The sequence below is a fragment of the Flavobacteriales bacterium genome, from assembly GCA_020635855.1.
GTDB lineage: Bacteria > Bacteroidota > Bacteroidia > JACJYZ01 > JACJYZ01 > JACJYZ01.
The window spans coordinates 192,245-206,950 of the sequence record JACJYZ010000004.1 but is presented as its reverse complement, the minus strand read 5'-3'; the positions used below and the strand labels follow the sequence as shown (position 1 = coordinate 206,950).

Annotated in this window: 15 protein-coding genes and 1 riboswitch; of the genes, 14 read left to right on the top strand and 1 reads right to left on the bottom strand. The window is 50.4% G+C overall.

All coding sequences use genetic code 11. The annotated features are described in order from the left end of the window. A complete protein-coding gene (cysC, locus tag H6585_12940) occupies nt 1-636 on the bottom strand; it encodes an adenylyl-sulfate kinase (GenBank protein MCB9449238.1) in 636 nt (211 codons plus the stop codon). Between the two features lie 141 nt (nt 637-777). Here cysC and H6585_12935 point away from each other — a divergent pair, with 141 nt between their 5' ends. From H6585_12935 to H6585_12870, 14 genes are all read left to right on the top strand, one after another. Then, nucleotides 778-2,547 (top strand): SLC13 family permease, encoded by a 1,770-nt coding sequence (locus H6585_12935; GenBank protein MCB9449237.1) that lies wholly within the window; start codon nt 778-780, stop codon nt 2,545-2,547. 8 nt (nt 2,548-2,555) lie between these two features. Further along, nucleotides 2,556-3,398, top strand: coding sequence for a 3'(2'),5'-bisphosphate nucleotidase CysQ (gene cysQ / locus H6585_12930; protein MCB9449236.1), 843 nt, complete (start codon nt 2,556-2,558; stop codon nt 3,396-3,398). Between the two features lie 24 nt (nt 3,399-3,422). Further along, nucleotides 3,423-4,511 (top strand): GDP-mannose 4,6-dehydratase, encoded by a 1,089-nt coding sequence (gene gmd, locus H6585_12925; protein ID MCB9449235.1) that lies wholly within the window; start codon nt 3,423-3,425, stop codon nt 4,509-4,511. Beyond that, nucleotides 4,504-5,442, top strand: a complete 939-nt coding sequence (locus tag H6585_12920; protein ID MCB9449234.1) for a GDP-L-fucose synthase — start codon at nt 4,504-4,506, stop codon at nt 5,440-5,442. The genes gmd and H6585_12920 overlap by 8 nt, the downstream gene beginning before the upstream one ends. A gap of 40 nt (nt 5,443-5,482) precedes the next feature. Then, nucleotides 5,483-7,102 carry a hypothetical protein gene (locus H6585_12915; protein ID MCB9449233.1) on the top strand — a complete coding sequence of 540 codons (1,620 nt, stop codon included), beginning with the start codon at nt 5,483-5,485 and terminating at the stop codon, nt 7,100-7,102. Nucleotides 7,103-7,192: 90 nt separating this feature from the next. After that, entirely contained in the window at nt 7,193-8,290 is a 1,098-nt protein-coding gene (locus H6585_12910; protein ID MCB9449232.1) for an undecaprenyl/decaprenyl-phosphate alpha-N-acetylglucosaminyl 1-phosphate transferase, read from the top strand. A 104-nt stretch (nt 8,291-8,394) separates the two neighbouring features. Further along, on the top strand, nt 8,395-9,897 hold the full coding sequence (locus H6585_12905; GenBank protein ID MCB9449231.1) for a hypothetical protein: 1,503 nt from the start codon (nt 8,395-8,397) through the stop codon (nt 9,895-9,897). A 111-nt stretch (nt 9,898-10,008) separates the two neighbouring features. Continuing rightward, nucleotides 10,009-10,920 (top strand): protoheme IX farnesyltransferase, encoded by a 912-nt coding sequence (gene cyoE, locus H6585_12900; protein ID MCB9449230.1) that lies wholly within the window; start codon nt 10,009-10,011, stop codon nt 10,918-10,920. Next, nucleotides 10,917-11,492 carry a cytochrome c oxidase subunit 3 gene (locus H6585_12895; protein ID MCB9449229.1) on the top strand — a complete coding sequence of 192 codons (576 nt, stop codon included), beginning with the start codon at nt 10,917-10,919 and terminating at the stop codon, nt 11,490-11,492. The genes cyoE and H6585_12895 overlap by 4 nt, the downstream gene beginning before the upstream one ends. Before the next feature lie 17 nt (nt 11,493-11,509). Then, the gene (locus tag H6585_12890) at nt 11,510-12,370 is read left to right on the top strand and encodes a cytochrome c oxidase subunit 3 (GenBank protein ID MCB9449228.1); all 861 of its coding nucleotides are present in this window, start codon (nt 11,510-11,512) and stop codon (nt 12,368-12,370) included. A 27-nt stretch (nt 12,371-12,397) separates the two neighbouring features. After that, nucleotides 12,398-12,766 (top strand): cytochrome C oxidase subunit IV family protein, encoded by a 369-nt coding sequence (locus H6585_12885; GenBank protein MCB9449227.1) that lies wholly within the window; start codon nt 12,398-12,400, stop codon nt 12,764-12,766. Between the two features lie 105 nt (nt 12,767-12,871). Then, nucleotides 12,872-13,519, top strand: coding sequence for an SCO family protein (locus H6585_12880; protein MCB9449226.1), 648 nt, complete (start codon nt 12,872-12,874; stop codon nt 13,517-13,519). Further along, on the top strand, nt 13,516-14,073 hold the full coding sequence (locus H6585_12875) for a DUF420 domain-containing protein (GenBank protein ID MCB9449225.1): 558 nt from the start codon (nt 13,516-13,518) through the stop codon (nt 14,071-14,073). Before H6585_12880 ends, H6585_12875 begins: the two co-directional genes overlap by 4 nt. 106 nt (nt 14,074-14,179) lie before the next feature. Then, the gene (locus tag H6585_12870; GenBank protein ID MCB9449224.1) at nt 14,180-14,428 is read left to right on the top strand and encodes a hypothetical protein; all 249 of its coding nucleotides are present in this window, start codon (nt 14,180-14,182) and stop codon (nt 14,426-14,428) included. Between the two features lie 142 nt (nt 14,429-14,570). Next, a riboswitch (SAM riboswitch) is annotated at nt 14,571-14,690 on the top strand. Nucleotides 14,691-14,706: the final 16 nt, after the last annotated feature.

The window sequence follows — 14,706 nt, the reverse complement described above, 5'->3', positions numbered from 1 at the left end:
TCAATCTTGATCCGGCCCGGGTTTTCCCTGGAAGCTGATATGTGGTTCCAGGTATTCGAACAATGCCTGCACGGCTTCTTCAACCGTGGTCTGGTCGGTCCGGATCTCATGGTCCGGATGTTCCGGGGCCTCGAACGGCGCGCTGATTCCGGTGAAATCCTTGATCTCTCCTGCGCGTGCTTTCTTATAAAGTCCCTTCACATCCCTTTGTTCACAAACCTCAACCGGTGCATTGATATATACTTCCAGGAAATCCTCATCGCCGATGATCTCCTTCGCCATTTGGCGGTATGCCACGGTAGGGCTTACAAAACAGTTGATGGTGATAATGCCGCAGTTGAGAAAGAGCTTGGATACTTCCGCCACGCGACGGATGTTCTCGTTCCGGTCCTCTTTGGAGAATCCCAGGTTGTTATTGATACCGGTACGCACATTGTCGCCGTCGATGACCTGGGTGAAAAAGCCTTTGGAAAACAAAAGTCTTTCCAGGTGCTTGGCTACGGTGCTTTTTCCGGAACCTGAAAGGCCGGTCATCCAAATCACAACCGCCTTCTGATTCAGAAAAGCTTCCTTTTCATTTCTTCCCAGTATCTCGTTGAAGATGGGATAAATATGTCTTTCCTTGTGGGTTTTCATGTGAAGGTGTGCAAAGTTAAGAATTAATAGGAAACGGCCGATAACACAGGTGCTTTAGATTGCGCCCGGCGGCCTTGGGGGATGGATAAGGGGGGAATCCGATCCCAATCCTTACTTTTGCACCCGAAACCAGGATCCGCCATGCCTCATTTTCAGATCATTCTGATGCTGCTCATTGTGGGCTTTTTGCTCCTCAGCCTCTACCTTGAGTGGTTCCGTCCTGCCATCACCTTTTTTATTGCAGGGGTGGCCCTGGTGGCATGCAACATTATTTCACCGGAAGAGGCCCTGCACGGTTTTGCCAACGAGCAACTGGCCGTGATTGTGCTGTTGCTGATCATCAGCGACATGATTCGCAAGGCGTCTGCGGTGGAATCACTCCTGGTGCACATGATGGGTAAATCCATGTCGCTGCCTGTTATCCAGGCAAGACTTACCGTTACCGTTGCTTCGTTGTCGGCCTTTTTCAACAACACCCCGCTTGTTGCCATGATGATGCCATTTGTGGATTCATGGTCAAGGAAAAGCGGTATATCGCCTTCCAAGTTGCTCATGCCTTTGTCGTTCGCAGCCATCCTTGGGGGGTGCATAACCTTGATCGGCACATCAACCAACCTGATCGTGAACGGACTGGCCGTGGAGGCCGGCTATCCGTCATTGGGGATTTTTGACTTCGCACCGGTCGGCCTTGCGACCACGGTTCTGGGCGTATTGTATATGATCTTTTTCGGAGGCAGGATCCTGCCCGATCATAAAGATTCGGTAGAGGACTTCGTGGCACACAGCCGCGATTATTTTGTTGAAGCCGTGGTGCAGTCGGGCAGCCGCCTCGTGGGGAAAAGTGTGGGAGCCGCCGGTTTGCGTAACCTGAAAGGGTTGTTCCTGATTGAGATTGTCAGGCAGCAAAAAGTACGGGCCCCGGTATCTCCGGATGAAGTGCTGGAAGTTGGAGACAAGTTGATTTTTACAGGTGCAACCGACGCGATCGAAGAACTCACGCAACCTTCGCTTGGTCTGTCCCTTCCCGAAGCCTGTGAGGTTCCTGGAGGTGGAAAGGCCAACATCGTGGAAGTGGTGATCTCTCACAACTCGAACCTGATCGGTAAGATGGTCAAGGATTCCGACTTCCGCGCAAAATACGATGCAGCCATCCTGGCCGTACATCGCAACGGTGAAAAATTGTCAGGCAAAATCGGCGAGGTGGCGCTGCAGGCCGGAGATTCCCTGTTGGTGCTGGGTGGTAAAGACTTTGTAAAACGAACAGCTAATATTCCGGCATTTTATGTCATCAACCAACTGCAGGAAAAGGAGAATGTGGTACTGTGGAAGTCTTTGTTGGTGCTGGCGGGGGTGGTGCTGGCCATTGTGCTTTCCATGTTGCATGTGCTTACGATGTTCACCGGGCTGGTTATTGTACTTGCCATTGGCCTCATGATCCGCGTGGTACCATCTCATGAAATCCGCAAAAGCATCGACTTTGAGTTGATCATGCTCATTGCGTTGGGAATCGCTTTCGGTAAAGCAATGATCAATTCCGGAACGGCGGCCTTTGTTTCAGGTGGCATGGCAACCATGGCCCGGTCGTTGGGACCATTTATGATCCTCCTTTCGATTTTCATCGTTACCAACCTGTTGGCGGCCTTCATCACCACGAAAGCCGCGGTGGCACTTATTTTTCCCATATCTGTTCAGATGGCGGAAACACTGCATCTGGCCATTCCGCCTTTCATTCTGGTGGTGGCATTCGGCGGGGCGGCCAGTTTCATCACACCGGTAGGCTATCAGACCAACCTGATGGTATACGGACCGGGTAGTTATTCATTCAAGGATTTTTTCAGGTACGGTGCCCCGCTTACCATCATGTATGCACTTGTTTGTGCAGCTGTGCTCACCTGGACCTACCAACTTTAATACAGCACATGGACGTTAACGAATTGAACAAACTAACCCAATTGGCCATCAGGGCGGCCGAAAAAGCTTCTGACGAAATCCTCGATGTGTATGGAAGGCCCATTGCCGTTGAAATGAAAGACGACCGGAGTCCGCTAACCGAGGCAGACAGTCGTGCCCACAAGGTGATCGAAGCCCAATTGCTAGACAGCGGTTTGCCCTTGCTGAGTGAGGAAGGGAGTGACATCCCTTTCGAAGAACGTCATCGGTGGGAATACTTCTGGATGGTGGATCCGCTGGATGGTACCAAAGAATTCATAAAACGAAATGGAGAATTCACCGTAAACATCGCCCTGATCCATGACGAGAAACCCATTGCAGGTGTTATCTATGTGCCGGTAACCGACGTGTTGTACTTCGGAAATAGGTCCATCGGTGGCTTCAAGGTGGAAGGGCTGAAAAAGATCATGTCGGAATCCATCACAACGGATCTGTTGACTGGTCTGGTGGAAAATGGAATCCGGTTGCCTGTGGATCGCGGCACACGCCCCGTGACATTGGTAGGTAGCCGCTCCCACATGTCGCCCGAGACCGAGGCATTCATGGATGAAATGAAAGTAAAATATGGCGAAGTGGAAGTGCTGTCAATCGGCAGTTCGCTGAAGCTTTGCATGGTGGCAGAAGGTTGTGCCGAATACTATCCGCGTTTTGCTCCTACGATGGAATGGGACACGGCGGCAGGACAGGCCATTGTGGAAGCTTCCGGAGGAAGGGTGGTGAACTGGCCCTCGAAAGACATCATGCCATACAACAAACAGAACTTGAGAAATGAATGGTTTCTGGTGGAAAGCGGAACCGTCATTAATTCGTAGATTTGCACGGAAAATTTAATCGACATGCGAAAAAAAGCGATCATTACAGGCGTTACAGGACAAGACGGGGCATACCTGGCGGCATTGCTCCTGAAGAAGGGTTACGAAGTACACGGCATCAAACGCCGCAGTTCATTGTTCAACACGGAGCGGGTGGATCACCTCTACAAGGATACGCATGACGGGAAGGTGGATTTCTTCCTTCACTACGGAGACATGACCGATTCCACCAACCTCATTCGTATCATCCAGGAAGTACAACCTGATGAAATTTACAACCTGGCTGCGCAGTCGCACGTGAAGGTTTCTTTCGAAACACCCGAATACACGGCCAACGCCGACGCGTTGGGTACACTTCGTATGCTTGAGGCCATCCGTATTCTAGGACTTGAAAACAAAGTGCGGTTCTACCAGGCATCCACCTCGGAACTTTACGGAAAGGTGCAGGAAACACCCCAGAAGGAAACCACTCCGTTTTACCCTCGCAGTCCGTATGCGGTATCCAAAATGTATGCATTCTGGATCACCAAAAACTACCGCGAGGCATATGGTATGTATGCGTGCAACGGAATCCTCTTTAACCACGAAAGTCCGATCCGCGGAGAAACTTTTGTGACCCGCAAGATCACCCGTGCGGTGGCCAAGATCTCCCTGGGACTTCAGGATAAGATGTACCTTGGAAACCTTGACTCGCAGCGTGACTGGGGCCATGCACGCGACTACGTCGAGGGCATGTACCTGATGTTACAGGCCGATAAACCCGAAGACTATGTACTGGCCACAGGTGAAGTACACTCGGTTCGTGAGTTCACCGAGCTTGCGTTCAGGGAAGTCGGCATTGAAATTGCCTGGGAAGGCAAAGGTGTGGATGAAAAGGGAATAGATAAGAAAACCGGTAAGGAACTGGTTTCCGTGGATCCCAGGTATTTCCGGCCAACGGAAGTGGAATTTTTGTTGGGAGATGCCAGCAAAGCCAAAGCAGAACTGGGCTGGACACCCAAAATCCTGTTCCAGGACCTGGTAAAGGAAATGGTGACAGCTGATGTGGAGCTGTTCAAGCGCGACAAGTACCTGATGGACGGTGGACACAAGGTGATGAATTACTATGAATAAGGACGGCCGCATATTTGTTGCCGGCCATCGTGGAATGGTGGGCTCGGCCATCGTTAGAAAGTTGAAAGCCGAAGGGTATGAAAACCTGGTACTGAAAACGTCTTCCGAGGTCGATCTTCGCAACCAACAGGCGGTAGCTGATTTCTTCGCGTCGGAGTCCATTGAATACGTCTTCCTGGCTGCTGCCAAAGTAGGAGGCATCCATGCCAACGATACGTATAGCGCCGATTTTATTTATGATAACCTGATGATCGAGGCAAACGTGATACACGAAAGCCACCGCAATCAGGTAAAGAAACTATTGTTTCTGGGTTCTTCCTGCATCTATCCCAAAATGGCACCACAGCCCATTCCCGAAGACGCGTTGTTGACAGGCCCGCTGGAATACACCAACGAGGCCTATGCCATCGCTAAGATTGCAGGACTGAAGATGTGTGACGCGTATCGCAAACAATACGGTTCGCACTTCATCAGTGCCATGCCCACCAACCTGTATGGTCCGAACGACAACTACGACCTGCAGAATTCACACGTGATGCCGGCGTTGCTGCGCAAGTTTCATGAAGCCAAGATCAATGGTAAGAAACAGGTGACGGTGTGGGGAAGCGGTACCCCCAAACGTGAATTCCTTCATGTGGATGACCTGGCCGAAGCATGCCTGTTCCTGATGGATCGCTTTGATGAAGCCGGATTCGTGAACGTTGGCACCGGTGAAGATGTCTCGATCAAAGACCTGGCGCTTATGATCAAGGATATCGTTGGTTTTAAAGGAGAATTGATTTTCGATACATCCAAACCCGACGGCACGCCGAGAAAATTGATGGATGTGTCAAAAGCGCATAAGCTTGGATGGAAACATCGCATACCTCTGGAGGAGGGTATCAAAAGTGTTTACCAACTGATCAGCAATGGGGAAGTCGCGCTTCCGTAGATGCGTAAATACATTAACAGCACTTGCAGTGCTGACGTGCATGGCAACCGGGATGTCGGTGGCCCAGCAACGGTTTAATTACCTCGGCAGGTCGAATAACCTGGTGCTGGAACCTGTTCTGCAAGATCCTTCCACCGATTTCCATACCGGTTTCCATCCCTACGTCCAGACATTCCTGAATAAGGCTGTGAATGTAGATTCGGTGGCAGCCGATGCCATTTCATACCGGACCAAACAAGCCGGTGACGTTGGTGGTTTCATGCGGAAAATACGCTATGAAAGCCTGATCAAGGTTGACACAACAGACTTTCAGCTGACCATAGATCCGTTGATGGATTTCCACGGCGGAAGGCAAAGAGAAACCGATTCAGTGGTGTATTTCAATACCCGTGGGTTTGCAGTTCATGGGCGCATTGGCAATCGAGTTACCTTTTATTCTGATTTCCGGGAAAATCAGGCCAGGGTACCCGACTACCTGGATGAATACATAAAATCCGCCGGGGTGGTTCCCGGACATGGTGCGGTGAAAGATTTCAAAGGAACCGGCTTTGATTATGCCATGGCCTCAGGATATGTTTCACTTGATGCCGGCAAGTACTTCAATCTGCAGTTTGGCCACGGGAAACACTTCATAGGTGACGGATACCGGTCGCTGCTTTTATCCGACGCAGCCTTCAACTACCCCTACCTCAGGATAACCACCCAGATATGGAAGATTCAATACACCAACCTGTTTGCATCTTTCCAGAATATTGATGACCAGAACGGAACATTTGCACCCCATTCCTATGAGGGCGGATACAGGAAGAAATTCAGTAGCTTTCATTACCTGAGTTGGAATGTATGCCAACGGTTGCAGCTGGGCTTTTTCGAAGGCATCCTTTGGCAAGCATCAGACTCAACGTGGAACAGGGGTTTCGACATCAATTACCTGAATCCGATCATCTTCTTCCGGCCCGTGGAGTTTTCCCTTGGGTCACCGGATAACGCGATCCTCGGACTGAACCTTAAATACAAAGTTGCCAAAGGTTGGGTGCTGTACGGTCAGGGTGTGATTGATGACCTAAATATCAGCCGCAAAAAGGATCTGCAGAGCGGTGGTTCCACAAGCGGATTTATTCAAAACAAACAAGGGTATCAGTTGGGCTTTCATGCCTATCATTTGCTGGGTGTCAGAAACCTGCACCTCCAGGGAGAATGGAACCAGGTCAGGCCGTATACTTATGGACATAAAACCCCTCAGCAGAGTTACACCCATTTCGGCGAACCCCTGGCCCATCCGCTCGGAGCCAACTTTCGCGAGCAGCTTGTAATTGCCAATTACCGATGGCACGACTTGGGTGTGGAATGCCGGTTTGTTACATCGGTATATGGTGCAGACAGCACATCGGCGCAACACTACGGGCATGATATCTTCAAGTCTGACTTCGATGCCCAACGGGGGTTGCTATCTTTCGGGAACACCCTGTTGCAGGGAGAACGGACACGTGTGAACAACCTCCGGCTGACACTTTCTTACCTGGTGAATCCGACCACCAACCTGAATGTATTCGTGGGATGGTTCTCAAGAAATTTGAAAAACGATACGGAAACGCGGTCAGCGTCTCTGTTTATCTTTGGTTTGCATACAGATCTGGATAATTTTTATGATGATTTTTGATCCGGCCGAAACATTGCCAGGTTCATTTTCGTATTAAGACGGCCTAGTAAATTTGCCTACTTTTGCATCGCCTCCAGAATCAAGCGTCCGATGGATACTGTCATCTTTAGTTTTGTAACCTCCTTTATTGTCGTACTGTTTGCCACCCCTCCGCTGATCACTGTGGCTAAAATGAAGAACCTCGTTGATGAACCCAATGACGAGCGAAAGTTGCACAAGAGCCGCATCCCCACCATTGGAGGCATCATCATATTCGCAGCCGCCCTTTTTGCATTTGCGTTGTGGTTCCCTGCCGGAAAAATAGACACCTATAAAGAACTGCTGGAATCCACCAACGACCTGAAGTACATAGTAGCCACCATTATCCTGCTGTTCTTCATCGGTATCAAGGATGACATCATCGGAACCGCACCTATGAAGAAACTGATCGCCCACATCATTGTGGGTTTGGTATTGGTGCTGATGGCCAACGTGCGACTGACCAGTATGTATGGCTTATTTGGCGTGTACGAACTGCCGGACTGGGCAAGCATCATCCTATCATTGTTCACGTACATTGTCATTGTGAATGCCTTCAATCTGATTGACGGCGTAGACGGCTTGGCAGCCGGGGTAGGTTTCATCGTTTGCCTCTCATTCGGCATCTGGTTTTTCCTTGTAGGCGACCAGGTATTGACCGCACTTTCTTTTTCACTGGGAGGTGCGCTGCTGGGATTCCTTATCTTCAATTTCTACCCGGCCAAGATCTTCATGGGTGATTCGGGTTCACTGACCATCGGCCTGATTGTTTCCATCCTGGCCATCAAGCTGATTGAATATGACACAAGTACATTGCAGACCAGCTTTGCCATGATCTCGAAACCTGTATTCGTGATTGCAGTGCTGATGTATCCTTTGTTTGACACCCTGCGGATTTTCATCTACCGGGCCATCAACGGAAATTCACCGTTCGCGGCCGACAAGAACCACATCCATCACAGGTTGATTGATACGGGTCTGACCCAACGTCAGACCACGCTGCTTATCTACATTGTGAACGTATGCCTGATCTTTGTTGCCATTTTTATGGCTGGCCTGGATCCCAGTGTGGCGCTGATTCTGTTGGCGGTTGTTGCGGCAGCATTGGTTTTTGTGCCGCTTCTCCTGAGAAAGCGCTCTGTTAAGTTTCCCAAACCCCAGGCTTCCTGATGGGTATCCGGCGTTTGCCATTTCCTGTTTTTTCTTTTCTGCTTATATGCATTGGCCTGCAGTTGTTGTTGGTTGACTTGACTTTCGGGCAACCAGTATCCATAATGAAGGAGGGCCCCTGGGGAATCGGTAGGGAGACGCTGTGGGACAGTCGTTCCAACCGGTCACAGATCAGTTTTCAACCCGTTCGGTCCAACCTGTCCGAACTGGAAAAAGCCGGAGATACCTTGTCTGAAAACGGTGTGCGAGCACAACTGCCCTGGAAACCGGGAAGTTTATTCTCATGGAACCAGGGGAACTTCAGGGTGAGGCTGGATCCCGTTTTTCAACTGGATGCACCACTTCCGGCCGAGCATGGTCCGGAATGGGTGGCGGGTTTTCGTTTACGTACAGGCAGTGCACATTGGGGCATTGAATGGGAAGGAGTGAAGGGAGAGGCGGCACTGCCCGGTTACCTGGAAGATTTCAGAAGGCTTTTTCAGGTTTATCCGGGATTGGGTTATGCAGATTCCCTGGACCGGAAATGGATAGGGTTTGGCACCACCAACCTCAGGTTCAGCTGGCAACCTTCGGACATTTTCAGATTGGAAGCAGGTAAAGGCAAGCACTTCATCGGGGATGGCTACCGTTCCCTGTTGCTGTCGTACAATGCCAGTCCTTACCCTTTTGTCAGGCTGGAGACCCATGTGTGGCACCTGACATATACAAACCTTTTCGCAAGGTTGGAAGATATACAGGGTAGCAATGGAGATAGGGACCTGTTCCGCGGAAAGTTCACCGCCATACATTATCTCGACTGGCGGCTTTGTTCGGGTGTAGACGTGGGTGTTTTCGAAGCAATTGTATGGCAAAATGATGACATGTACGGGCCCCGGGGATTTGATATCAACTACCTCAATCCCGTGATCTTCTACCGGCCTGTTGAGTTTTCACTGGGATCGCCGGACAATGCATTGATGGGTCTTAACCTGCGGGTGTACACCGGAAAGAAATCATACCTGTATGGTCAACTCTGCCTGGATGAATTTTACCTGGTGAAGGTTCGTGCCTGGAACGGTTGGTCAAGCAACAAACAAGGTGTGCAGGCCGGATGGAAACAGGCCGATGTCTTCGGGAAAGAAAACATGTCGATCCGGCTGGAAGGGAACTATGTCAGACCGTACACATACACACATGTGACCCCGCAACAAAACATCACCGATCACCCGCTTCAGAACTATGCTCATTTCAACGAAGCGTTGGCACATCCCCTTCGGGCGAATTTTGTGGAAGGACTGACCCGGGTCAGGTATGACAAGAAACAATGGTCGTTTGCAGGAGGCGTGTCCTTTGCCCTGTACGGGGACGATTCTACAGGCACGAATTTCGGGCGGAACATCTTCTTGCCCTATCCCGACACGTATGGAAATCATGTGGGGCAAGGTATCCGAACCACCTTGTTTGCGGTGGAAAGTACCTGCAGACGTGTTCTCAATCCGGTTTCCGGACTGAACATTTTCGGAAGATTTTATTTTCGGTCGGTCCGCCAGCCGGCGCAATCCGAGCAAATGTTTTTTGTGCAGGTGGGCCTGTCTTCATGGTGGCCTTCCCGCTATCTGGATTTTTAGCCCTCTTGCCTTTCCCTTTTCCGGCTTGATCCAAATATGCGTCAGATGTTTGTCCATCCCCCAAATATTTGGTAAAATTGCGCCGCATTTCAATGCACCAATCACGCACAAATGAAGGATAATACCACCCTGGCATTGGGTTCTGTTTCCCCCACGGTGGCGAGGCCCTGGGCGGAAAGAATGAAGGACTATCTCCAGTTCATGAAGATCAGGCTGTCGCTGACGGTGGTGTTTTCTGCGGCGGCGGGTTTCCTGTTGGCGTCGGAAGACATTGACCCGGTTCGCCTGGTGCTCCTGTTGGTGGGTGGTTTCCTGGTGACGGGTGCATCCAATGGATTTAACCAGGTGATGGAGCGTCGCTCGGATGCCCTCATGACCCGGACTTCAAACCGTCCGTTGCCACAAAACCGGATGATGGTGTGGGAAGGCCTGATGCTGGCATCTGCGATGGCATTGATCGGTGTCGGTATCTTGTGGATATGGATTGGCGCGCTGTGTGGTGCATTGGGTGCCGTGGCCCTTGCACTGTATACGTTGGCCTATACCCCCATGAAAAGCCGTTCGCCCCTCGCAGTGTTTGTGGGTGCGTTTCCGGGTGCCATTCCACCGCTATTAGGCTGGATTGCAGCAACCGGTCATCTCGGCCTGGGTGCCTGGTTGTTGTTCGGTATCCAGTTTATCTGGCAGTTCCCGCATTTCTGGGCAATCGCCTGGGTGCTTGATGACGATTACCGCAAAGCAGGTTTCATGTTGCTGCCTTCACTGGCCGGCAGAAGCAAGCAAAGCTCCTTTCAGATCATGGTGTATACCATCGGTCTGTTGCCTATCAGCCTGTTGCCTTACATGTTCGGTGTGACCGGACAAATATCTGCGGTTATAGTGGGGCTGACCGGCGTGTTGTTTGTAATGCAGGCGGTTCGTTTGCATATCACCGGTATGGACAAGGCTGCAACGCAACTGATGTTCGGATCATTCCTTTACCTGCCCGTGGTGCAGATCGCCCTTATCCTTGATAAAATATGATCGCAACTAGCATGGAAAACCAGGAACAATCATACAAGCTGCACCCCAAGAAGGCGTTGCTGTGGTTGTCCATTGTCAGCATGGTGATGATTTTTGCAGGCCTCACCAGTGCGATGGTGGTGAGTGACAAACCGGGTTGGTTCTCATTTGCTTTCCCTTCCACGTTGTGGTATTCCACCGCCACGCTGATCCTGAGCAGCCTTACCATGTCGCGGGCATTGTCCGCAGCCAAAAAGAGCAACTTCTCCGCCACGGTCACTTACGTGGTGGCCACCCTGATTCTCGGCCTGGCCTTCGCCGGGTTGCAATGGGAGTCCTGGGTGATATTGGTAAAGAACAATGTCTTTTTCTCAGGCAATGACGCCTCTGCATCCTTTCTGTATGTGCTGATGGGTTTGCACCTGTTGCACCTTGTGGGAGGCCTGGGTGCATTGCTGGTGACCTGGATGCAAGCACGCAGAAAATCGTATTACGCCGGGCATACGCTCGGTTTGGAATTGACAGCCATCTTTTGGCATTTTCTGGATGGTTTGTGGATTTATTTATTTTTGTTTTTACTTTACATGCGCTAACCTCGAAAAAGTAACCTATGTCAGGAGAAGTTTCACAAGCAATTGACCCGAAAGTATTATGGGGCGGAGGCCGGTCGCCATTCAGCATGAGCTATGGCAAAATGATGATGTGGTTCTTCCTCATCTCGGATGCATTGACCTTCGGCGGTCTGTTAACAGCCCTGGGTTACATGCGGCATCGTTTCGGAGATGTATGGCCGAAGAGTGAAGAAGTATTCTATCACTTTCCTTTTGCAGGGCACACACACCTGCCTCTGTTGTATGTGGCGATGATGACCTTCATCCTGATTGTGAGTTCCGTGACAATGGTGTTGGCGGTAGAAGCCGGTCACCGCATGGACAAGAAAAAAGTAACGCTATGGCTGGCACTGACCGTCGTAGGAGGTTTCTTCTTCCTGGGGTCTCAGGTATGGGAGTGGGCCAACTACATCAAAGGCAGCGAGCATGGTGCATTGAAAATCGAACGTCCGGTGCAACTCGGAGAAGTATATGTTCCCAACGGAACAGTGGTTCAATGGGCCGACGAAACCAAAGACGCAGTAACACTTCCTTATCGTGATGCCGATGGCGAACGCATCAAAGTTACCGGTGCGGAAGCACAAACTTTGATTGCCAGCGGACGTGAGATTCATGGGGCCAACCTGACCGAGAACGAATACGGTTTGCCCCAGTATGCCGACTTCTTCTTCTTTGTAACCGGTTTCCACGGTTTCCACGTATTCAGCGGTGTGGTCATCAACATCATCATCCTGATTGGCGTGGCCATGGGTACCTACCACAAACGTGGTCATTATGAAATGGTGGAGAAGACAGGTCTGTACTGGCACTTTGTGGACCTTGTATGGGTGTTCGTATTCACCTTCTATTACCTGCTGTAAGCCATCACCGTTAATTCAGAATCCAACATGGAAAGAGACGATATCATAGAATACTCGCTGGACGCACATCACAGTGAAGAAGCGGGTGTACAGATCCGGAAAAAGATCTGGAAAGTGACAGCCATCCTGACGCTGGTAACTGTCATTGAAGTATTGCTGGGCGTTTATTATGCGGAAATGCACTGGTTGTCATGGACAGCCGTGAAGCTGATCTTCATCGGCCTTACCGTGGTCAAGGCCGGTTACATTGTGATGGTGTTCATGCACCTGGGTGATGAACGGAAAAGCATTCGCATGGTGATCCTCATGCCGTACGTCCTCTTCATTCTGTATCTCATTTTTATCTGCTTAACCGAATCTACCCACGTGCACCTGCTGGACAGTCTGTACCGCTAACGTTATGTGGGTCATTTAACATAACCGCCGGCTTGTTCAATCAGGCCGGCATTTTTTTATATGCAACCATCACCCGCTTCCGTTTGGACCAAGCGCATCATCATGATGCTGGTCGTATTCAGTGGTTTTGTATTCTATTTCCTGTTTCTTCATAACCGCGTGCACCTGGCACCATTGCCTTACATCGGACCCAGGCTGGGCACGGAAGTGAACCCCGAAACCGGCGAAGCCGACACCATCTACCATACCATACCCGATTTCAAACTCGTCAATGAACGTGGTGATACGGTTACCGGAAAGGATGTATTCGGCCATATTTATGTCGCCGATTTCTTTTATGCCACCTGTCGCAGCATCTGTCCGGTGATGACCCACCAGATGAAACGCGTGCAGGATGCCTATGCGAAAGATGAAGATGTAAGGATGTTGTCACATACCGTGGATCCTGCCAACGATTCGGTAGGGGCATTGAAAGTGTACGCGGAATTGCATGAGGCCATACCAGGCAAATGGCAATTCCTGACCGGTCCGAAGAAAGACCTGTACAAGCTTGCCATGGAAGGGTATTTTATGAATGCGCTGGAAGGCAGTACACCGGAGGATCCGTTCATCCACGACAATCATTTCGTGCTGGTCGACAAAGAAAGGCACATCCGTGGGATTTATGACGGCACCGACTCGGTTGAGGTCAGCAGGTTGATCGATGAGATCCGCGTACTTGAAAAGTTTTACCAATCACCGGAACAAGAATGAGCACATTGCAACCCACAGGCGCAACAACTTCTGCAGACAAAAAAATATGGATCGGGATACTTGCCTTATCCGTGGTGGTATTCGGTCTGGTGGCCTACCTCAATACCCTGTCGCCGGCCAAAACACTGCCCGACTGGGCCACGCGACTACCTTTGCTCAATGCCACACTGAACGGCACCTGCAGCATCCTGCTGGTGCTGTCACTGGCCGCCATTCGCCGGGGAAAAGTTGGCATACACAAACTGTGCAACATCACCGCATTCGTGCTGTCTGCCGTGTTCCTGCTTTCGTATGTCACCTACCATGCCTTCGGAGTGGAAACCAAATTTCCCGAAGACAATCCACTGAGGCCGGTTTACCTGGTTATTCTTACCTCACATATTGTGCTGGCAGGGGGTGTGCTGCCCTTCATTCTCATGACATTTTTTAGAGGATTGAAACGCCAGGACGCCAAGCACCGCAAACTTGCCAGATGGACATGGCCGTTGTGGTTCTACGTAACTGTAACAGGTGTTCTGGTGTACATCTTTATCTCTCCGTATTACCCATTCTGAGGCATGTAAGGAGGTGAATGGGGACCTAAACCATTACCTGAAGATATTTCCAAAAAGAAGCCAGGAATTGAAATAATTATACCTTTGTTCCTGAGAAAAAAACATCATGAAAAAAATCACTGTTGGCGTCCTGTTTTCTCTGGTGATTCTTATTTTTTGGTCTGGTGAAGCTGTTGCCCAATGTGCCATGTGCAAGGCCATTGTTGAAAGCAACTCTTCGTCTGGCGGGAGCATGGTAGATGGCCTGAATGGAGGTATTCTCTATCTGATGGCCGTACCCTACATCATGCTGACTCTGCTGGGTGTGCTGTTCTTCAGAAAATCACTGGCGGCGAAATTCCGTAAGGAGCAGTAACGCCCCCCACATAGTCTCTTGTTTTTCCGGGACCTCCGAATGCATCCATCAGGTGTGAAAATGTTGAAATCTTTGGATTTTCTAACATTAGCAATACCTTTGCGTCAGTTGTTTGAAGGTCTTCGGCATAGGAAGACCCAATTGCTTATCAAGAAAGACTGAGGGATCTGGCCCGTTGAAGTCTTGGCAACCAATCCGTGTAGTGCGAACTGCAGGGGGAAAAGGTGCTCCGTCCAGCCCCTCAGGAGGGGATAGATAAGCTAAACCCAAGCAAGGCG